General features: G+C 68.6%; 16 protein-coding genes. 8 read left to right on the top strand and 8 right to left on the bottom strand.

Annotation, left to right across the window (positions count from 1 at the left end; genetic code table 11):
* The first annotated feature begins 57 nt into the window (after positions 1-57).
* Genes ACHL_RS08980 through ACHL_RS08955 form a run of 6 tightly spaced genes read left to right on the top strand, consistent with a single transcriptional unit; the run spans position 58 to position 7,971 of the window.
* On the top strand, positions 58-1,494 hold the full coding sequence (locus ACHL_RS08980) for an FAD-binding oxidoreductase (protein ID WP_139187442.1): 1,437 nt from the start codon (positions 58-60) through the stop codon (positions 1,492-1,494).
* A 37-nt stretch (positions 1,495-1,531) separates the two neighbouring features.
* On the top strand, positions 1,532-3,175 hold the full coding sequence (locus ACHL_RS08975; protein ID WP_015936978.1) for an ABC transporter substrate-binding protein: 1,644 nt from the start codon (positions 1,532-1,534) through the stop codon (positions 3,173-3,175).
* A complete protein-coding gene (locus ACHL_RS08970; protein WP_015936977.1) occupies positions 3,172-4,125 on the top strand; it encodes an ABC transporter permease in 954 nt (317 codons plus the stop codon). The genes ACHL_RS08975 and ACHL_RS08970 overlap by 4 nt, the downstream gene beginning before the upstream one ends.
* Positions 4,122-4,973, top strand: coding sequence for an ABC transporter permease (locus ACHL_RS08965; protein WP_015936976.1), 852 nt, complete (start codon positions 4,122-4,124; stop codon positions 4,971-4,973). The genes ACHL_RS08970 and ACHL_RS08965 overlap by 4 nt, the downstream gene beginning before the upstream one ends.
* Positions 4,970-6,763, top strand: coding sequence for a dipeptide ABC transporter ATP-binding protein (locus ACHL_RS08960; protein WP_015936975.1), 1,794 nt, complete (start codon positions 4,970-4,972; stop codon positions 6,761-6,763). Before ACHL_RS08965 ends, ACHL_RS08960 begins: the two co-directional genes overlap by 4 nt.
* Positions 6,760-7,971 (top strand): aminotransferase-like domain-containing protein, encoded by a 1,212-nt coding sequence (locus ACHL_RS08955; protein ID WP_015936974.1) that lies wholly within the window; start codon positions 6,760-6,762, stop codon positions 7,969-7,971. Before ACHL_RS08960 ends, ACHL_RS08955 begins: the two co-directional genes overlap by 4 nt.
* A gap of 27 nt (positions 7,972-7,998) precedes the next feature.
* Here the strand turns inward: ACHL_RS08955 and ACHL_RS08950 are convergent, their stop codons facing one another.
* From ACHL_RS08950 to ACHL_RS08940, 3 genes are all read right to left on the bottom strand, one after another.
* Positions 7,999-8,946, bottom strand: a complete 948-nt coding sequence (locus tag ACHL_RS08950; RefSeq protein ID WP_015936973.1) for a 5'-3' exonuclease — start codon at positions 8,944-8,946, stop codon at positions 7,999-8,001.
* A 64-nt stretch (positions 8,947-9,010) separates the two neighbouring features.
* Positions 9,011-10,921, bottom strand: coding sequence for a GTP cyclohydrolase II RibA (ribA, locus tag ACHL_RS08945; RefSeq protein WP_015936972.1), 1,911 nt, complete (start codon positions 10,919-10,921; stop codon positions 9,011-9,013).
* A gap of 122 nt (positions 10,922-11,043) precedes the next feature.
* On the bottom strand, positions 11,044-11,673 hold the full coding sequence (locus ACHL_RS08940) for a dihydrofolate reductase family protein (RefSeq protein WP_015936971.1): 630 nt from the start codon (positions 11,671-11,673) through the stop codon (positions 11,044-11,046).
* 151 nt (positions 11,674-11,824) lie between these two features.
* On the opposite strand from ACHL_RS08940, the gene ACHL_RS08935 reads away from it, so the two are divergent.
* On the top strand, positions 11,825-13,981 hold the full coding sequence (locus tag ACHL_RS08935; protein ID WP_015936970.1) for an amylo-alpha-1,6-glucosidase: 2,157 nt from the start codon (positions 11,825-11,827) through the stop codon (positions 13,979-13,981).
* Here ACHL_RS08935 and ACHL_RS08930 read toward each other — a convergent pair.
* From ACHL_RS08930 to ACHL_RS08915, 4 genes are all read right to left on the bottom strand, one after another.
* Positions 13,978-15,978, bottom strand: coding sequence for a vWA domain-containing protein (locus ACHL_RS08930; RefSeq protein ID WP_015936969.1), 2,001 nt, complete (start codon positions 15,976-15,978; stop codon positions 13,978-13,980). The genes ACHL_RS08935 and ACHL_RS08930 overlap by 4 nt on opposite strands.
* Positions 15,979-16,009: 31 nt before the next feature.
* The gene (locus ACHL_RS08925; protein ID WP_043793893.1) at positions 16,010-17,398 is read right to left on the bottom strand and encodes a sigma 54-interacting transcriptional regulator; all 1,389 of its coding nucleotides are present in this window, start codon (positions 17,396-17,398) and stop codon (positions 16,010-16,012) included.
* A 136-nt stretch (positions 17,399-17,534) separates the two neighbouring features.
* Positions 17,535-18,578 carry an NAD(P)-dependent alcohol dehydrogenase gene (locus ACHL_RS08920; protein ID WP_015936967.1) on the bottom strand — a complete coding sequence of 348 codons (1,044 nt, stop codon included), beginning with the start codon at positions 18,576-18,578 and terminating at the stop codon, positions 17,535-17,537.
* Positions 18,579-18,637: 59 nt separating this feature from the next.
* Complete coding sequence (locus ACHL_RS08915; RefSeq protein WP_015936966.1) at positions 18,638-19,378, bottom strand: SDR family NAD(P)-dependent oxidoreductase; 741 nt, start codon at positions 19,376-19,378, stop codon at positions 18,638-18,640.
* A gap of 145 nt (positions 19,379-19,523) precedes the next feature.
* On the opposite strand from ACHL_RS08915, the gene ACHL_RS08910 reads away from it, so the two are divergent.
* Positions 19,524-20,141 (top strand): hypothetical protein, encoded by a 618-nt coding sequence (locus ACHL_RS08910; protein WP_015936965.1) that lies wholly within the window; start codon positions 19,524-19,526, stop codon positions 20,139-20,141.
* A 33-nt stretch (positions 20,142-20,174) separates the two neighbouring features.
* Here the strand turns inward: ACHL_RS08910 and ACHL_RS08905 are convergent, their stop codons facing one another.
* On the bottom strand, positions 20,175-20,999 hold the full coding sequence (locus tag ACHL_RS08905) for a DUF1206 domain-containing protein (protein ID WP_015936964.1): 825 nt from the start codon (positions 20,997-20,999) through the stop codon (positions 20,175-20,177).
* Positions 21,000-21,071 lie beyond the last annotated feature (72 nt).

Genomic DNA, 21,071 nt, shown 5'->3' with positions numbered 1-21,071 from the left:
CCTTTTTACTTCCTGTCATATTCCTCCGCCTGTACCCACCCCGAAAGAGATCCCGGCATGACACCAGCAGAAGCCGAAGCGCGGCCACGCCCCACCCATCCGCAACGGGCCGTGGAGTCATTCGTCCTTGAATTGTCCGCCCGCCACCCGGAGATCGAGGCGTTGGCCCCGGCCCCTGATACCCGGCCCTACCGTTATGACGCTGCGACGGCGAAAACCGCCGGGGCCGACGGCGGCACAGATGGTCCCGCCGTCGTGTTCCCCGCCAGCGCCGCCCAGGTGCAGCAGGTGGTGCGGCTCGCCGGCGAACTGGGCGTCACCGTGGTTCCCCGAGGCGCCGGTACCGGACTGTCCGGCGGCGCCACTGCGGCCGCCGGACAGGTGGTGGTGTCCACCGAACGCCTCACAGCTGTCATTGAGATCTCGCCCCTCGATGAAGTTGCCGTGGTTGAGCCGGGCCTCATCAACGCTGAACTGAACGCACACCTCGCGCCCCACGGACTGTTCTATGCCCCCGATCCCGCCAGTTTCGACATCTCGTCGATCGGCGGCAACGTCGCCACCAATGCCGGGGGGCTGAGGTGCGCCAAGTATGGCGTGACCCGTGAGTCCGTCCTGGCCCTCGACGTCGTCCTCGCCGACGGCAGCCTCGTCAGCGTGGGGCACCGCTCCATCAAGGGCGTGACAGGCCTGGACCTGACCTCGCTGTTCGTCGGATCGGAGGGGATCCTGGGCATCGTGGTCAGGGCCACCGTCCGGCTGCGGCCCATCCCGGTGGCCCGGAAGACCGTCACAGCGTTCTTTGACAGCACGGCGGCCGGCGCAAAGGGCCTTTACGCCATCACCCTGTCCCCAGTCCGGCCCGCGGCCATCGAGTTCTTCGACACGCCCAGCCTGGAAAACATCGACAGCCATTCCGGAACCGGCCTCCGCGGCCGCGGCGCCGCGCTGATCCTGATCGAGCTCGACGGCTACGGCATCGAGGCGCAGTCCGCGGACCTTGCCGCCGCACTCACCGCCGCCGGCGGGCGGGTCACGGTGGAATCGGACGACGACGGCGTGCGGCTCTGGGAGCTGCGCCGCAACGGCCGCGGACTCCCCCAGGACAAGTGGTACATCGGCGAGGACATTGCCGTCCCGAAATCCCGGCTGGCCGAGGTCTACGCAGCGTTTCCGGCGCTGGAAGCACGGTTCGGCGTGGACATCTCCGCCGTATCGCACGCCGGCGACGGCAACCTCCACCCGCTGATCACGCTCGACAGGCAGCCTGGCGACGACCCCGTACAGCCGCCGGCGGCCCTGCAGGAGGCCGCCACCGAACTGGTCCGCGTGGCCCTTTCGCTCGGTGGCACCGTCACCGGCGAACACGGCATCGGCAGCATCAAGCAGGACTGGGCCGCGTTGGAACTGTCCCCACGGATCCGCCAGGCGCAGCACGCCATTAAGTCCGCCCTGGACCCGCATGCACTGCTGAACCCCGGCAAAGCCATCTAGCCCATCCGGGCCCACCACTTTCACCCAGGAGACCCCCATGACCCCCATCGAATTCCGCCGCCGCGCCTTCCTGGCCGGCATCACCGCCATCACCGGTTCCGCCGTCCTCACCGCATGCGGCGGCCCCTCGGCCACCAGTTCCTCCGACGCCGGCACGCCGGTTGACGGCGGAAACATCACCTTCCTCATCCAGGGCTACGACACCGGCTGGGTCTCGAGCAAGACGTCCATTTCCAGCTACGAGGGCAACCTCTGGGGCCAGATCACCGACAAGCTGGTCTACGTAGACGACAAAGGCCAGCTCAGCCCCTGGGTGGCCGAAAGCTGGGAGGAACTCAACGGCGCCAAGGATTTCGTCCTGCACCTCAAAGACGGAGTGACTTTCTCCGACGGCACGCCCCTGGACGCGGCCGCCGTCGTGGCCAACCTCAACGCTTGGGCCAAGGGGGCCCCGGACCGCGGCGTCAGCAAGGTGGGCCTCTTCCCGTCCAGCAACTTCGCCAGCGCGGAGGCCGCCGACGCCAGGACGGTCAAGGTGTCCTTCTCCTCCCCCGCGCTCGGCTTCATCGCCACGCTGGCGTACCACGGCTGCATCCTCCTGTCCCCCAAGACCCTCGCTCTGCCGGTGGACGCCCAGGCGGACCTGGCGCAGGAAATCGGCAGCGGCCCGTTCATCCTCAAGTCCTGGAAGCAGGGCGACTCGTACGTGCTCGAGAAGCGCAAGGACTACAACTGGGGGCCGGCCGCCCTGGGCCACACGGGCCCGGCCCGCCTGGACACCATCACCTACAAGGTCATCAAGGACACCTCGGTGCGGACCTCCACGGTGGCGTCCGGCCAGGCGGAAGTTGCCTTCAACGTGGAGCCGCAGGAAATCGACTCCCTCAAAGCGCAGGGCTTCACCGTGGGAACACCCAAGTACCTGGGCTTCGTGGACGGCTTCCAGGTCAACACCCAGGCCTTCCCCACCAACGATCCCAGCGTCCGCCAGGCCATCCAGCACGGCATCGACCGTGAGGAGATCCGGAACACCGTCTACACGGAGGACTGGGATGCGGCCACCACGTTCATCCAGGGCAACGTCCCGGAGGCCGGCGACTACAGCAGTGCCTTCGCCTTCGATGCGGACAAGGCGAAGAAGCTGCTGGACGACGCCGGCTGGAAGCCCGGTCCCGACGGGTTCCGCGTGAAGGACGGCAAGGTCCTCGAGTTCCCGCTCACGCCCAACCCCTACGTTCCCTCCACCAAGGCCGAGGACGAGCTCATCGCCCAGCAGCTGGAGCGCATCGGCATCAAGGTCAACCTCAAGGTGGTGGACGTGGCCGGTTACGCCGCCATCCAGGCCAGCCGTCCGCCGCTGTTCCAGACTTCCCGCAGCTTCGTGGACGTGGGAACGGTGGCCGGCGTGCTGACCAGCCAGAACAACGGCGAAAACTGGTTCAACCTGGGCACCAGTGACCAGAAGCTCAACGATCTGTCCACCGCGATCGCCAGCGCCTCTGACAGGGAATCCCGCAAAAAGGTGGCCGGTGACCTGCAGCAGTACGTCCTGGAACAGGGCTACTTCATCCCCCTCAACCAGCTGGTTCAGCGCCTGTACCTGATCTCGCCCGCGGTCAAGGGCGTCCAGTACAACGGCCTGGCGTACGCCAACTTCTACACCGCCTGGGTGGCCAAGTGACCAGCGGCTACGGCCGCTTCGCCCTTGCCCGCGCAGGGCAGGCTGCAGTCGTCGTGCTTCTGGCCTATGTGCTGACGTTCCTGGTCATCAGCGTGCTGCCAGGTGACGCCATCACCAACTCGCTGCGCGACCCGCAGTCCGGCCTGAGCGAAGCCGACATCCAGCGGATCGTGCAGTACTACGGGCTGGACCAGCCCGTCCTCGTCCAACTGGCGTTGTCGCTGGGCCGGTTCCTGACCGGCGAGCTAGGCTTCTCGCTGCAGTCCAACCTGCCGGTGGTCCAGATCGTGGGCGACGCCCTGCCGTCAACGCTCACCCTGGCCAGTACTGCCCTGGCCATCGCCGTGGTCTTCGCCATCGGCATCGCCTACGGGGCACACTATGCTCCGCCCAGGTGGGCCGGCCTCCTGCGCTCCATCCCGTCCTTCTTCCTGTCCGTGCCCAACTTCGTGATCGGCCTGGTCCTGATCGAGCTGTTCGCGTTCCGGCTGCACGCCTTCACCACCACTGACCCGAACAGCGCCACGGCAACCCTGTTCGCGGCCGTCACCCTCGCCATCCCGGTGTCCGCTCCGCTTGCCGAAGTGCTGATCGCCAGCCTGGACCACGAATCCCGCCAGGAGTACGCGCTGGTGGCACGCTCCCGGGGCCTGGCTGAAGCGCAGCTGTTCGCCCGGCACCTGGTGAAGCCGTCGGCGTTGCCTTCGGTGGCCATGGTCGCCCTCATTGTGGGCGAATTGCTGGGCGGGTCCGTCATTACCGAGACGATCTTCGGCCGCGACGGCATCGGCACCGTGGTCCAGAAGGCCGTCACGGGAGAGGACCAGCCGGTCCTGCAGGCGGTGGTCTCGCTGTCCGCCGTCGTGTTCGTGGCCGTGAACCTCGCCGCAGATCTCCTCACCCCGTTGCTTGACCCGCGGGTCAACGTCCGAGAGGCAGCAAACGCATGAGCGCGGACCTGAACTTCGCCCGTCTCCGCAGCGCCGGGGCCGCATCCCTCCGCACCCCTGCGGCCATCCCGCCCACGGTCCTGCTGTCCTTCCTCGTGGTCCTGGTGGTAGTGCTGTGGTCCTTGTTCCCATCACTGTTTACCGGGTACAGCCCCGTCAACGGTGACACCGGCAGCAAGCTCGACGCGCCCAGCCTGCAGCACTGGTTCGGCACCGACTACCTGGGGCGGGACCAGTACGCCCGGGTGGTATACGGAACAGCGTCCTCCGTCACCAGCGCCCTGGTTGCCGTGGCGATTGGCCTGCTGGTGGGCAGTGCCATCGGCCTGGCCAGCGGCTTCCGCGGCGGCTGGCTGGATGCGACCCTCGGCAGGTTCGTGGACGTGCTCCTGGCCATCCCCGGATTCCTGCTGGCCGTGGTGATCGTCAGTTCGCTGGGCTTCCAGACCATCAACGCCGCGATCGCCACCGGGGTATCCGCTGTGGCCGTCTTCGCCCGGCTCATGCGGGCGGAGGTCATCCGGGTCCGCCGCTCGGCGTTCGTGGAAGCGTCCTACCTGGAGGGCGGCAACAGGCTGCAGGCCTTGCTGACCCATGTCCTGCCCAACGCCTACCGTTCGGTGCTGGTACTGGCGGTGCTGCAGTTTGGAACGTCCATCCTGGTGATCGCCTCGCTGGCCTTCCTGGGCTACGGCGATCCGCCCCCATCCTCGGACTGGGGCCTGCTGGTGGCTTCGGGCAAGACCTACGTCACCGCGCCGTGGCTGGTGTACGCCCCGGCCCTGGTGATTGTGGCCACGGTCCTGTCCATCAACCGCATCAGCCGGTGGCTCAGGAACAGCAAATGAGCGCCCCCAACCCCGGTGGAACCACCGGAGGAAAGGACACCACAATGCCGGAAACCAAGGCATCCCCGCTGCTCAGTGTCGAGGGCCTGAACGTCGCCTACGGGAGCAGGAAAGTGGTCCACGACGTCGGGTTCACCCTGGCCCGCGGCGGAAGCCTGGCCCTGATCGGCGAGTCCGGGTCCGGGAAGTCCACCATCGCCAAGGCGGTGCTGCGGCTGCTGCAGCCCGCCGAAGCGACGGTGGACGGCAGCGTCCGGCTGGCAGGGACTGAAGTGCTGTCCCTGGCGGAGCGGCAGTTCCGCCCCCTGCGCGGCCGGCAGCTCGGGTTCATCCCGCAGGACCCCGGCTCGGCACTGAATCCGGTGCGCAGCATCGGCGCCCAGGCCCACGAGGCCGCCGCACTGATTGGCGAGAGGGACGCCGGCGCCCGCCGCCGGATCATCCTGGAGGTTTTTGACCAGGTGGGCCTGCCCGATCCCGTGCGCGTCTACGATTCCTACCCCCACCAGCTGTCCGGCGGGATGCTCCAGCGGGTGCTCATAGCCCTGACGGTGTTGCCGCGGCCGTCCCTGATTGTGGCGGACGAACCGACCTCGGCGCTCGATGTCACAGTCCAGAAGCTCATCCTGGACCTGCTGGGCGACCTGCGGAAGGAACTGGACATCGGCCTGCTGCTTATCACGCACGACCTCGCCATCGCGGCCGAACGTGCCGACACCCTGGTGGTGCTCAAGGATGGAGCCGTCCAGGAACAGGGCCCCTCGGCCCAGGTCTTCGCAGCTCCCCGCACGGATTACGCCCGCAACCTGCAGGCGGACGTTCCAGCGCTCAATCCGGACCGGTACCGCAGCCAGCGCACAGGCGCACCGCAGGACACGCTGCAGGGCACTGCTTCACAGGACGTCGCCACGCAGGACGGTACGACGCCGGACGCCACCACCGCGGACCGGCCGGCGCAGATCGCTGTCACCGAAGTCACCAAGAGCTTCCGGACGCGCGGCAAGGAGGTGCGCGCCGTGGATGGGGTCTCCTTCGCCGTCGAACGCGGCAGAACCCATGCCCTGGTGGGCGAATCCGGCTCCGGCAAGACCACAGCGGTCCGGCTGCTGCTCGGACTGGAGCAACCGGACAGCGGCAGCATTACGGTGGGCGGACACTCCACCGCCGGCCTTTCCCGGGCCGGCCTGCGCGACGTGCGCCGCCACCTGCAGCTGGTCTACCAGAACCCGTTCACGTCGCTTGACCCAACATGGAAAGTGGGCAGGATCGTCCGGGAACCCCTGGACCGGTTCGGGGTGGGCAGCACGGCTGACCGCGCGGACCGCGTGCGCGATGCCCTGCAGTCCGTGGGCCTGCCGGGCGACGCTGCGGACCGCCGCCCGTCCCAGCTCTCCGGCGGGCAGAGGCAGCGCGTGGCCATCGCCCGCGCACTGGTGGTCCGGCCCGACGTCGTGGTCCTGGACGAGCCCACCTCGGCACTGGACGTCAGCGTGCAGGCCGGCATCCTCGAGCTGCTGGCGCGGCTCCAGCGGGACCTGGGGCTGACCTACGTGTTCGTCTCCCATGACCTTGCCCTGGTGCGGCAGGTGGCGGACACCGTGTCCGTCCTGCGCCGGGGCCGGGTGGTGGAGCACGGCACGGTGGACCAGGTCTTCGACCGGCCGCAGCACCCGTACACCAGGGCGCTCCTGGACGCCATCCCGGGCACCTCCGGACTGGCGCTGCCCGCCGTGGCGGAGGCTCCCGCGGAACACAGCAACATCCCGAAACTAGCAGAGGCCGCATTATGACTTTGACCCCCACCGCAACCGTCCGCCCCGAATCCCCGCGGAAGCCCGCCCTGATCGCCGGCTTCACCGCCCCCAAGGGATTTGGTGATGCCACCCTGCGGGACAAGCGGGAGGACGCCATCGAGCTACTGGGCGGCGTCCCGGACCCCGGCGTCCTTCCGGCGGCGGAGCTGGCCGCCGCCACGGCAAGGGTCCTCTCGAGGCCCGGGCTGCCGTCCCTGCAGTACTCCCGCACCGAAGGCATTTCGCCCCTGCGAGCGTGGATCGCAGACCGCGAGGGCGTGCCCGTCGAGCGGATCATCATCACCAACGGCGGATTCCATGGCCTGTCCCTCGGCATCCAGGCCGTCGTGGAGCGCGGTGACCTGGTGGCCGTGGACAACCCGATCTTCCCGCTGTTCCTGCGCGGGCTGCAGCTCTCCGGAGCCCGTACCCTGCCCGTGACCGTCGGTGCCCACGGCATCGACGTCGACGAGTTGGAAGACAAACTGCGCCAAGGCGCCCGGCCCTCAGCCCTGTACACGGTGCCGGACTTCCACAACCCGTCCCAGGGCACACTCCCCGCCGAGGCCCGCACCAGGCTGGCCGGACTCGCGGAACATTACGGTTTCGTGGTCCTGGCCGACAACCCCTACCGCGAGCTCTGGTATTCAGGCAGGCCGGAGAGCGTGGATGCCTTCAACCACTCGGACCATGTCATCCACATCAACACCTTCACCAAGACCCTGGGACCGGGCCTGCGGCTGGGCTGGCTGGTGGCACCGGAGCGCCTGTTGCCGGACCTCGTGGCACTGCGGAGCCGCCAGGATTCACACAGTTCCACCCTGGTGCAGGCAGTGGTGGGCGAGGCCCTGACGGCGGACCAGGGACTCTTCGATGCGACGCTGGGCCGGGCACGCGCGCTGTACCGGACCCGGGCCGAAGCCTTGATCGCGGCACTGGAGCGGGAGGCTCCCGGAGCGTTCGAGAGCGTGCTCCCCGGCGGCGGACTCTTCCTGTGGCCGCGGCTGCGCGACGCCGGCATCGATCCGGACCTCCTGGCGGCAGCGGCCAGTGCAGAAGGCGTGGAGTACCAGCGGGGTTCGTTCTTCGCCTCCGGGCCGGGCACCGGTTCGGACCGCCACCTGCGCTTTGCATTCGGCGACGTGTCCGTGCCCCGGCTCGAGGAGGCCGCAGCCCGGCTGGGACGGGCGCTGAAGAGCCTCTGAGCCCGTAGCACCACGGGCCTGCGCGGGTCAGCCCGGCTGCCCCCGCAGGTCCAGGGCATCCAGGAGCCGGCGCACCGATCCGCCGAGGTTCCAGTCGGTGGCGATGCGTTCCAGTTCCGCCCGCCGGTCGCCGGCCACCGGTTCCAGCATGGCGCCGGCCTCCTCCACGGCGGGCAGTTGCAGGTCCCGCACCAGGCGGACGACGGCGGGGGCTGCTTCGAGGTAGGCGGCCGCGGCGGACAGCTTCGCCCGGACCGGCGCGGAGACGCCGCCGTCGGGCGTTTCCGCTGCCGCCAGGAGGGCATCCAGGGTGCCGTACTTAAGCAGCAGCGACGCCGCCGTCTTCTCGCCGATGCCGGCAACGCCCGGCAGGCCGTCGGACGCATCGCCGCGCAGGGTGGCGTAATCGGCGTACTGCTGCGGCAGGACCTTGTATTTGGCCACGATGGTTTCCTCCGTGCAGACCTCCAGGTTCCGCATTCCGCGCGCCGTGTAGATCACCCGGACCTGCCGTTCGTCGTCGCACACCTGGAACAGGTCCCGGTCCCCGGTGACGACGTCCACAGGCATGTCCGCGTGGCTGGCGTAGGTGCCGATGACGTCGTCGGCCTCGTGGTCTGCTGCGCCCACGATGGCGATGCCGGCAAGCTCCAGGGCCTTCCGGATCATCGGCAGCTGCGCCTCCAGCGCATCGGGCACCACTTCAACGTCGGTGCCACCGGGGTTGGCCTCGGCCACCCGGTGCGCCTTGTAGGTGGGGACCAGGTCCACCCGCCACTGCGGGCGCCAGTCATCGTCCCAGCAGGCCACCAGGTGGGTGGCGTGGTAGTCCGTGGTGAGCCGGGCAATCATGTCCAGCAGGCCCCGGACGGCGTTGACCGGCGTACCGTCGGGGCGCCGGATGGTGTCCGGGAGGCCGTAGAAGGCACGGAAGTACAGCGAGGCAGTGTCGAGCAGCATCAGGCGCTGGGGCATACCTGATCCTGCCACGGAACCGCCCTGGATGGTGGCAGCGGCGGGAGGCCGCCGCTGCCCGCGCCTAGAAGGACGGAGCCGTGAAGCCCAGCCCCAGCAATCCCCGGCCGGCCTGTTCCAGGATGGGATCAATGCCCAGGGTGGGATGGTTCAGCAGCACGCCGACGTCGCGCTGGAGGCGCTGCAGGGGATGCCCCAGCCGGTGGGCGCTGCCGCCAGAACCGGCGAGGACCACCCGGACGGCTTCCTGCGCTGCCTCGGCGCTCAGGGCGAGTGAGAGCCGGAACGCTGCCCTCTCGCCTTCCGGCAGGCCTGACCCCGGGAGGCCACCGGACGCCGGCCGGACTGAGGCAGCCACGGCGGAGAGCCCTGCGTCCCAGTGCAGCTGTGCCGAGGCCACCAGTCCGGCGGCCCGGGCGTACCGTGCCTGGGCCAGTGGGGAGTCCGCCTGGCGGATCTCGATGCCGTTCTTCACCTTCGGCGCGAGCAGCTGGCCACGGAACAGTTCCACCGCATATTCGGCCGAGCCCAGTGCCGCCGCCGGGGCCACCAGGTTCAGCAGTGTGGCCATCGGGGTGTGGATCAGGGGATCGGAATGGATCAGGCTGCCGGGGTTGTCCGCCGCGCTGAGGAGCGCCCAGTCCATGACCCGGTAGTCCGGGACGAACAGGTCCGTGGCGCGCAGATCGTTGCTGCCGGTACCCCGGAGCCCGTCCGTGTGCCAGGCATCAACAAGTTCCAAGTCCGTGAGGGGAACCAGCGCCTGCAGCCGGTGGCCGTCCTGCTGGACGGCCAGCAGCGCCCACTCTGAATGCATGATGCCGGAGGCGAAGCTCCAGTGGCCCGAGACCGCGTAGCCGCCGGGTACCTTCCGGGCAGAACCGACGGGCGCGCTGGTCGCTGCCGCGAGCGGCATCCCGCCACCAGCGAAGACCTCATCCTGCACCCGCCGCGGCCAGCGCGCCAGCATCCAGACATGCTCGGCGAGATGGCCCGCGGTCCAGGCCGTGGAGGCGCATCCCCGGGCAAGGCGGCGGACCGCCTCGCCGTACGTCTCCGCGCCCAGTCCATAGCCGCCCACAGCGGCAGGTGCCAGCATGCGGAAAACACCCGCGGCGTGGAGGCCTTCAACCGTGGCATCCGGCAGGCGGCGCAATCCTTCGGTTTCTTCGGCCGCTGCCCGCAGGGCAGGCACCAGCGCCGCCACACGGGCGAGCATTTCCTCGTGGCCGGGCACCTCCCCGGCATCCTTCGCCGTGCTGCGTACGACGGCGGCAGGTCCGGCACCTGCGCCCGGGCCCGGCGCAACGCGCGGTTCAAGGTCAAGGTCCAGGGTGTGGGCGGTACGGTCACGTTTGGCGGCCAGGTAGCGGCTGTTCGCTGCGGACAGGTGGACACCCGTGGGCACCTTTTCGTTGACGCCAATGCCGTGGGCAATCAGTTGCCCGGCTTTGTCCGGGTTGTTGCTCAGGAGCCGGATGCTGGTGGCACCCAGCGCTTCGAGCATCTGTGCTGCGGCGGAGTAGTCGCGCTCGTCCTCGCCGTGGCCCAGCGCGAGGTTGGCATCGTAGGTGTCCAGGCCCTGGTCCTGCAGGGCATAGGCATCGAGCTTCGGGTACAGGCCGATGCCGCGGCCCTCCTGCCGGAGGTAGAGGAGGAATCCGCCGGCATCCGTGATGGTTTCGGCAGCTTCCCGCAGCTGCGGGCCGCAGTCGCAGCGCTCGCTGCCGAACACATCGCCGGTCATGCATTCGCTGTGGAGGCGGACCATCGGTTGTCCGCTGAGGAGAGCCTGCTCCCAGGGCCCCAGAGCCAGCAGCAGGTGTTCCTTGCGGTCCGCCAGGCCGTGGAAGGTGAGGATCTCCGCCGTCGTGGAATAGCCGTCCGGGAAACGAAACGGGACGGTGACGCGGCTGCGGACGGTGGCCGCGGGGAGGGCGGGTTGCGGCAGCGGGGCGTGGGCAACAGCAGTCATGGGGGTCCTCGGCAATCGGAACACGGAAATACTTGAAGATTGAACTAAATCCTACGTCCAATTAGTTCAATGTTCAAGCATTTGAGTCTTCCGGTGACACGACCCGCGCCGCCGCGCTCCGGTCACCTGCTGCTTGGCGGGCCGGTGAGCACCGTGGGAACGTACTCCAGCAACTGCAGCCTGCCGTCGAAGGTCTTGCTCTCCACCATCTCCAGCATGACGTCCGGATAGCCGTCGTAGATCCGTTCCCTGCCGGTGGCGCCGGTGATCACGGGAAAGACAACCAGCCGGAAACGGTCCACCAGGCCCGCGGCCAGCAAGGACCTGGTCAGCCGCAGGCTGCCGAGGGTGCTCAGCGGCCCTGTTCCGGTCCGTTTTAAATCCCTGACCGCCTCCACGGCGTCCCCGGTGACCAGGGTGGAGTTCGGCCAGTCCAGGGGCGCCCGCAGCGTGGACGAGAACACCATCTTGGGCACGGCCGCCAGGCCGGTGAGGCTTGCGCCCTCCTCCGCCGAGAACCCGGTGCGGTCGGCCGCTGCCTGGGCAGACATGCCGTACATCAGCCGGTACGTGTTGGCCCCCAGCAGGAAGGTGTAGTTCTTTGCAGCCTCCTGGTCCAGCCAGGCAAGGTATTCCGGCCCCTCCAATCCCCACCAGCCGGGCCATCCCTCGGCGGAGGCATACCCGTCCAGCGAGATGATCAGGTCCACCATCAGGGTTGCTGGTGACCTTTCAGCGGGTGTGGCGCCCATGGCCGGCTCCTAGGACTGATCGGCGTGGATGTGGCCGCCATGTTATGCCCGGACGGGAACCGGTTCAAGGGGTCCACCCCTTTTGTCGGCCCTGCCCGAGGCGTAGCGTCTATGTGGCCGGGAGACCGTCGTCGCCGTCAAAGGAGCGGACATGGCTGGATGGAACGCAGATACAGCTGCAGGGCCCGTGGGGGCGGGGACCGTCACTCTGGTGGAGGGCTCGTCTTTCTGCATCTCCGCCGCCAACGGCGATATCCGCCCGGAACTTCCGCACGGGGTATTCCACGAAGACACCCGCATCCTTTCCGGCTGGACCCTTGCGGTGAACGGACTGCCCCTGGAGCCGCTGACGGCCGAAACCAAGGAACCCTACCGGGCGCTGTTCATAGGCCGCGTTCCCCGGGCGGACGGCTACGCGGACAGCCCCCTGATCGTGGAGCGGCTGCGGGAAGTAGCCGCCGGGATGGTGGAGGAGGTGACCGTCCGGAACTACTCATCCGAGCCTGTCCCCTGCCGCGTGACGGTCGGCGTCGAAGCGGACTTCGCCGACCTCTTCGAGGTGAAGGAGGCAAGGGTCCAGCGGCGCTGGCAGGAGGCACGCGGGGCCGACGGCGATTCCCTCATCATCAGCGCGGCCTGGCAGGACCTCCGGAAGGCGGTCCTGGTACGGGGGCGCGGCGGCACAGCCACCGAAGGCGGTCTGACCTACCAGCTTGTGGTCCCCGGCCATGGCCTGTGGTCCACCCGGCTGAGTGCCGCCCCCACCGGCAGGCAGGATGTCCGCCGGCCGGCAAGACACGGACCATCAGCGAGTGACCTTCGGCACCAGGAATGGGTTTCGCGGATCCCCAGGCTGCAGATGACCAACCGCTCCATTGAACGGACCCTGCGGCGCAGCTACGACGATCTCGGCGCACTCCGGATCACGGACCCTGCCCACCCGGAACGGATCGTGGTGGCAGCCGGAGCGCCGTGGTTCATGACCCTGTTCGGGCGTGACTCCCTGTGGGCATCGGAAATGGCCTTGCCCGTGGACCCCTCGCTGGCCGTGGGCACCCTGCAGACTCTGGCCGACCGCCAGGGCAAGGTGGTGGACCCCAGGAGCGAGGAGGAACCCGGGAAGATCCTGCACGAAGTCCGGCTGGGTGTCTCCAGCGGCCTGGCCCTGGGCGGCAAGTCGGTGTACTACGGCAGCGTGGACGCCACACCCCAGTTCGTGATGGGCGTGGGCTCGGTGAGCCGCTGGGGCGTCGACAGGGACACCATCGCCTCCCTCCTGCCGCACGCGGACCGGGCGCTGGACTGGGTCCGGACCTACGGCGACAAGGACGGCGACGGCTTCGTCGAGTACTCGCGGCTCAATGACCAGGGCCTGATCAACCAGGGCTGGAAGGACTCCTGGGACGGCATCAATTTCGCCGACGGAACCCTCGCGGAGCCGCCCATCGCCCTGTGCGAGGTCCAGGCCCTGGTGTACAGCGCGTTCCTGTCGCGGGCATGGATGGCGTACGACGCCGGGGACGCGCCGCTGGCGGCACAGCTCACCGCAGAGGCGGCGCGGCTGAAGAAGAAATTCAACGAGGACTTCTGGCTCCCGGAGCGGGGCTACTTCGCCATCGCCCTGGACGGGCAGAAACGCCCGGTCGATGCCTGCGCGTCCAACATGGGTCAGTGCCTGTGGCACGGAATTGTGGACGACGACAAGGTGCCGCTGGTGGCAGAGCGGCTGATGTCCCCCGAGATGTTCAGCGGCTGGGGCGTCCGCACGCTGGGCGCGGACATGGGCGCCTACAACCCGGCCAGCTACCACAACGGTTCCGTCTGGCCGCATGACAATGCCATCATCGCCGCGGGCCTGATGCGCTACGGCTTCGTGGAAGAGGCGCAGCGGGTCGCCACAGCCCTGCTGGAGGCTGCCGAGTTTTCCGGCGGGCGGCTCCCGGAGCTGTTCTGCGGATTCAGCCGGGAGCAGGTGGCCGAGCCGGTTCCGTACCCCACCGCCTGTTCGCCGCAGGCCTGGGCGGCCACCACCCCGATCATGCTCATCACCAGCCTGATGCGGTACGACGCCCACGTGTCCCGGGGCGGCTTCTGGATGGATCCGGCCCTGCCCGAATCCTATGGAAACCTGCACATCACCAACGCACCCCTTGCCGGCAGCCGGATCACCATCGACATCACGGGCTCCGAACCCACCGTCCAGGGGTTGCCGGAGGGCCTGACGTTCCACCGTGAGCACCGCCCCTGGCTGACTGAGCTCATTTCGGAAGCGGGCCTGGACGCCCCGGGCGCCCGGGACGCGGGCTAGAGGGACCAGTCGGTGTCGCTGTAGGAGCTGCGGACGTGGGCGCGTAGGTACTCCCCCACCACCGCGGCGCCCAGGCCACCGACGTCCGGCGCCACCACCCGCGCGTCGATCCGGCGGGCCATCCGCTGCACGAAGCGCTCCAGCCCGGGGTCGTCACCGAGCCGGAAGAACGTGGCCTGCACGCCGGAGCGCCCCAGCCGGTCCAGTTCGGCAACGGTGACGCGGATGGTTTCGGTGTCCGGCGGCCAGTTGAACCAGGAGTCGCCGTCCGGCAGCAGGTGCGCGGTGGGCTCACCGTCGGTCACCACCAGCAGGACATGCTGCATGGAGGGGTGGCGGCGGAAGAAGCGCCCGGCCAGCAGCAGCCCGTGATGCAGGTTGGTCCCCTGCTCCCGCAGCGCCGGCAGGGCGGTGAGTTCACCGATGTCCATGGACTGTGCATAGCGGCCGAACGTGACAAGCTGCAGGCGGTCGCCCCGGAACCGGGTGGAGACCAGGTGGTGCAGGGCCAGTGCCGTCCGCTTCATCGGCACCCACCGCCCCTCGGCGGCCATGGAAAAGGACACGTCAACCAGGAGCACCACGGCAGCCTGAGTGCGGGCTTCGGTTTCGGCCACCTCGATGTCTTCCGGGGTGAGCCGGAGTCCCCGGCCGGGAGCGCCGCCGTCAGCCATGGTGCGCCGGATAGCGTTCGTCATGGTCCGGGTGACGTCCCAGGGTTCCGCGTCCCCGAACTCCCAGGGACGGCTGGAGCCGGTCTGCTCTCCGGCCGCGCCGGCAAGGCGGGTATCCCGTTGCCCCTGCCGCCCGGACAGCTGCCGTGCGGTGTCCTGCAGCAGGGACTTCCCGAGGCGCCGCATGGCCTGCGGGGACAGGCGGAGGTCGCCGTCGGGCCCCCGGCGCAGGAAGCCGCCGTCCTCCATGGCCCGCTCGATCTCGGCCAGGGTGCGGGCGCTGACGGCAGCATCCGGGCCTAACTGGCGGCTGAGGGCGTCGAGGTCAAGGTCGTCCAGGCGAGAGCCGTTGTAGGACTGCGAAAGCTGTTCCGACAATCCGTCCAGTTCCGCCAGGTCCTGCAGGACCCCCGTGCCATCACCCAGGCCCAGGCCGTCCTGCCCGTCGAAGGTCTCCGAACCGTTCCAGTCTTCGCCGGGCCGCAGCGCCTGGAGGTTTCCGTCGAGCTCGTTGAGCTGGTCCATCAGCCCGGCCGATCCGAAGGCCTGGGCCGAGAGGCGCATCAGCTCGTCGCGCTGCTCCGGTGACATGGACTGCAGGAGCCGCTGCGCTGCGGCGGACCGTTTGGCCAGTGCGTCCACCAGCTCTTCGACCGACTGCGGGTTTTCGGGAAAGTGCTGCCCGTGCTTTGCCATGAACTCCCGGAAGTCCTCCTCGGTATCCTCGCCCCGGCGGTGCTTGCCCAGGACGGTGTTCAGGTCGCGGAGCATCTCGCTGACGGCTTCGCGGTCCTCGTCGGTGGCATTCTCCAGGGCCTGTTTCATGCCGGCGAACCGCTGGTCCAGGACTTCGCGTCCCAAGAGGTCCTTGATACGTTCGTACGCTTCCCTGGCGGTGCCTGACTGCCAGTCGTAGGAGGCGAGTTCGTTGACCGCTGCCGCCGTGGACGGCGGCAGGTTCTGCAACTGCAACTCACGGAAGGAACGGTCAGTGTTGTCCATCATGGCGTCTCTGGCCAGCTGTTTGCGCTCTTCCAGGACTGCAGTGTCCAGCAGTTTGCGGACCTCATCGAGCGTGCCGTCCAGCCGGTGCCGGCTCAACAGGTCTTTGCGCCGTTCCCGCACGCGGCGGGCCAGGTTGTCCAGGCCGTCCCGGTTCCGGCCGCCGCGCCGGAGGAACTCCTGCAGGGCATGGCGGGGCGAGTAGCCGTCCATCACATCTTCGGCCACGGCGTCGAGTGCCTCGGCGAGGTCAACGGGCGGTGCGAGCGGGTCCGGTCCGCCGGAGTACCGGCCGTACCGTGACCTGTCGTGAAGGGTCATGCTGCCTCCTGTTGTGGCTGCAGGCGTGCGCTCAGCCGTAGACCGTTTCGTCGTCGTCGGCCTCTTTGGAGATCCGCCGGCCGAGGTAGAGCCCTTCGAGGGCAAGTTCGACGGCGGCGGCGCGCTGTCCGTCGTTCTGCGCACCCATGCGCTTGCCAATCAGGTCGTACAAACCTGATCCGTTCAGCGAGGGGAGGTTGTCCAGGAACTCCTTCGCCGTGACCTGCCCGCCGGTGGTCACTGTCCTGTGGCCGTCCAACGCGGACACGAGCGGCCCCATATCGATGCCCTGGAAATGGGCCCTGACGGCTTCTGCGGTGGCGGTGCGCAGGAGGTGGTCCAGGATGCCCTGCTCGCGGCCCTCTTCCCCTGATTCAAATTCCAGTTTGCCGCTGAGTACTTCCACTGCCGGTTCCAGGTCGGTGATCCGGGCCACAGCTTCGTCTTCGCCGCGGAGGCTTGCCCGGCGCAGGGCGGCGGCTGCCACCGTCTCCGCGCCGGCAATAGCGAACCGTGCGGAGACCCCTGAGGTCTGGTTGATGGCCGGTGAATGCCGCAGCGCACGGGTGTACCGGGCGAGGATCTCCAGGATGACGGCGGGCACGTCCGCCACCAGCCGCCCTTCCTGCCGGATGACGGCAACCTCGTCTTCCAGCTCGATGGGGTAATGGGTACGGATCTCGGCCCCGAAGCGGTCCTTCAGCGGGGTGATGATCCGGCCGCGGTTGGTGTAGTCCTCCGGGTTCGCCGATGCCACCACCAGGACGTCCAGTGGCAGCCGCAGCACGTAGCCGCGGATCTGGATGTCCCGCTCCTCCATCACGTTGAGCATGGCCACCTGGATCCGCTCGGCAAGGTCCGGAAGTTCGTTGATGGCGACGATGCCCCGGTTGGAGCGCGGAATCAGTCCGTAGTGGATGGTCTCAGGGTCGCCCAGGCGTCGGCCCTCGGCCACCCGCATGGGGTCCACGTCGCCGATAAGGTCCGCTACGGAAGTGTCTGGAGTGGCGAGCTTCTCCACGTACCGCTCGGAGCGGTGCCGCCAGGCAACCCGCAGCCGTTCCCCCTCAGAGGAGGCAAGGGCGCGCGAGGCTTCCGTAATTGGTTCGTAGGGATGCTCGTTCAGCTCCGAGCCCTCAATGACCGGTGACCATTCGTCGAGCAGCCCGGCCAGCGTGCGCAGCACCCGGGTCTTGCCCTGTCCACGCTCGCCCAGCAGCACGAGGTCATGCCCGGCGATCAGCGCCCGCTCCAGCTGGGGCAGCACGGTACGGCCGAACCCGTAGAGCCCGGGCCAGGGATCCCGCCCGTCCGCGAGCGCGGCCAGCAGGTTGTCTCGGATTTCGTGGCGCAGGTCCTTCAGGACATGGCCCGCGGCACGCAGTTCGCCAACAGAGGAGATTTCGGGACGGTCAGTCACCCCTCTACGGTAATCCCCGTCCTGCCCCTTATCGAGGGATTCCACCATATTCCCAGCCAGGGAACGCGCCGGGACATGCAGGACCCGGCACCGGGCGGAGGGCGGTGGCCGGGCCGCCCAGCCCGGCCACGCCGGCCTATGCCTGGTGCGGAACCACCACGGCGCGGGCGCTCAGCTGCCCGCCTGCCAGTTTCCGGTAGGCGGTGAGTCCTTCTTCCAGGGAATAGGTTTCGATCTCCGGTATGATCTGCCCTGCCCGGTACATGTCCACCACCTCGTGGAGTTCCTCAATGGTTCCCCAGTAGGTGTTGGTGATGGTGGACTCGTAGGGGGTGTTGAAGAACGTCCATTCGTGGACGCCGCCGGCAATCCCGACGACGGTCAGCCGCCCGCCCACGGCCATCGAACCGGTGGCGGTGGCGATTGTCGGGGTGACACCGACGAACTCGAACGCGGCGTCCACGCCGCGGCCGCCGGTGATTTCCCGGATCCGTGCCACCTGGTCCGGGCCGCCGGGAACCGTGATGGCCCCTGCGGCTTCCGCCTTGGCCATTGCCTCGGGCTTCATGTCCGTGGCGATGACGGTGGCTCCGGTGAGTGCCTTGAGGATCTGGACGGCAATCTGTCCCAGGCCGCCGAGTCCCACCACCAGCGCATAACGCCCGCCGCCGTTCAGGTGCGGCAGGGCGGTCTTGATGGCGTGGTACGGAGTCAGGGCGGCGTCGGCCAGCGGTGCCGCCGCGATGGGGTCCGCATCCCCGAGCGGGATCAGGTTGCGGACGGGGACGGTGACGTACTCTGCCATGCCGCCGTCGCGGCCCAGGCCGATGCCCAGGTAGGGGTTGGTTGCGGCGTTTTCGCAGTAGGTGTCCTGGCCGCGGGAGCATGCTTTGCAGTGGCCGCAGCCGATGGGGCCGACCAGGTAGGCGGCTCCCACCTCGATGCCGTCCACGCCCGCGCCCAGTTCCTCCACCCAGCCGGAGTTTTCGTGGCCCAGCACGAATCCCTTGGTCATGTTCCCGGGAACGTCGGCTGTGAAGTCTTCGAAGATGCTGACGTCAGAGTGGCAGGCTCCGGCGCCGGCCACCTTCAGCAGCACCTCGCCCGGACCCGGAACGGGCCGGTCCACGTCCTCGAGTGCGGGAAACTGCTGCCATTCCTTGAATACGATCGCGCGCATGCGATGCCCTTCCTGTTTCTGGTGAATTGTGTTCGGTTGGATGCCCGGAGGTGAGCCGGTCAGCGGGCGGTGTAGCCGCCGTCCACCACCAGTTCGGAGCCGGTCATGAACGCGGCGTCGTCGCTGGCGGCGAAGAGAATGACGGCGGCGACGTCCTCGGGACGGCCCAGCCGGGCCATGGGCGTGGTGTCCGTCAGGAGCTTGCGGTCCGTGTCGCCAAGGATGGGGGTGTCAATGAAGCCGGGGTGGACGGAGTTCACGCGGATTCCCTGGGTGGCCCAGCCCAGTGCGGTGTTCTTGGTCAGGGTGCGGACGGCGCCCTTGGCCGCTGCGTAAGCGGGAGAGGTTCCGAAGCCACCCACGATGCCGAACATGGAGGACACGTTGACCACGGCACCGTTGCCTGACGCCTTCAGGGCGGCCGCTGCTGCCTTCTCGCCGAGGAATACGCTGGTCTGTGTCACGGCCACCACCTTGGTGTACGTCTCAACGCTGGTGTCCTCGATGGACTGGTTGTCGCCGATGCCCGCGTTGTTGACCAGTACGTCGAGCCGGCCGAATTCCTCGAGGGCGAAAGCCACGACGCCGGCCCAGCCGGACTCGCTGGTCACGTCCAGGTGGAAGGCCCGCGCATGGCCGCCGGCGGCGCCGATCTCTGCGGCCACCTGGGCGGCGAGTTCGTCCTGGATGTCCGCGACCACCACGGACCCGCCTTCGCCGGCAAAGCGGACAGCAGTTGCCCGGCCGATGCCGCTGGCTCCTCCGGTGATGATGGCGACTCGTCCGTCAAAACGGGACATGGGTGCTTCCTTTCCACAGCGGGCCGGGGTGGTATCGACCCAGCCCAAATATTTATCCAACATGTGTTGGATAGTTAGAACGGTACGCTCGACGTGGCGGTTTATCCACCGCCGGCGGCCAACATCACCCGGGAGTGTGACCTGCATGACATCGCAACCGAAGCGGGACCCCGATGCACCGGCGCTTCTCGACCCGCGGGCGCTCCGCAGCCGGGAAAAGCTGGCCTCAGCCATCCTGGACCTTGCCGGGGAGAACGACGCCGGAGCGCTCGCCGCGGGGCAGGTCGCAGCCGCCGCGGGGGTCAACAGGTCCACCTTCTACCAGCACGCAGCCTCCCCGGCAGCCCTGCTGCGGAAGGTCCTGTCCGAAGAACTGGACGTGCTCCGCGCGGAACACCTCAGCGCGGCCGGCGGCGACATCGGCCCGGCCATCGGCGCGGTTACGGCCGGCGTGGTCCGGCACCTGGACCGGCACCGCGCCATCTACCGCCGGGGACTGGTCACCGAGCCGGGCACCGGCGGCCTGCATGCCATGCTCGGAGCACACTTCGAGGTTTCCGTCCGCCAACTGCTTGAGCGCCGTGCCATCGCAGTACCGGCACCGGGCGGCCGGGAAGTCCCGCCGCCCATGGTGGCCCGTTTCATCGCCTACGGAGTGGTGGGGGCGTTGGAGTCCCGCCTGGTGGAGGCCTCGCCCCGCCCCGAGGACGAATTCCTGGCGGACCTCCGTGAACTGCTTCCCGAATGGTGGCCCATCGGCTGAGCATGCATCTCCCCCGGGCGGCCACCGGGGGGGCTAGAAGCGTCCGTACCGCGCCCGCGCCATCGAGTAGACCCCGTAGCAGGCCAGCCCCACCGCGATGACAGCCAGCAGGACGGTGCCGTAGGGCTGCGAGCCGAGCGTCTTCAGCCCCCCGTCCAGGCCGGTGGACTTTGACGGATCGGCGGTGACTGCGGCGGCGATCACCAGGACGCCGACGACGGCAAGCACCACGCCCTTGGCCACATACCCGACGCTGCCGGTCCACTCAACGGCGGTCCGGGCGTTGCCGGGATCCTGCAGGTCCTCCATGAAGTTCCGGGTGAAGCCCTTGTAGGCGTAGTACCCGCCGGCAGCGATGATGGCGAGCCCCACGGCAACCAAAAGCACAACGCCGGCAGGCGCCGCCATCAGTTTCGCGGTGAAGTCGGTGGCGGACTGGCTCGAACTCTTGCTTCCGCCGGTGGCAAACACCGCGAACGTGAAGGCAAGGACCCCGAACACCAGCGCCTTCCCACCGGCGGTGCCGGCCTTTTGCAGCTTCTTCTTGGACTCTGATTGGGAGCGCGCCTCAAAAACGGCCTCGCTGACCATCCACAGGGCGAGCGCGGCGCAGGCGACAGCACCCGCCCACAGCAGGAAGACGCCGCCGGGTTTTGAGGCCACCGCCCCGATGGCGCCGGTCTGGTCGGCCTCGCCGCCCTGCCCGCCGGCGATTTGCAGGGCAATCACGCCAATCAGGATGTGGAGGAGCCCAGTGAAGACGAAGCCGCCGCGGGCCAGCACCCGCAGCGCGGGGCTCCGGCTCGCGGACGCCGCTCCGGAAACTGCACGGTTTGCCTTCTCCGAGGCGTTGCCCATGGCCGGCCCTTTCGATCTGACGCTGATCATCTGTTCCGCAGCGTCCGTGCCCTGGCCGCGGTGGGAATGCTT

It is taken from the genome of Pseudarthrobacter chlorophenolicus A6, assembly GCF_000022025.1.
GTDB classification, from domain to species: Bacteria; Actinomycetota; Actinomycetes; order Actinomycetales; family Micrococcaceae; genus Arthrobacter; species Arthrobacter chlorophenolicus.
Note: the sequence above shows the minus strand (reverse complement) of the source record. Positions and strands in the feature narration are given on the sequence as shown.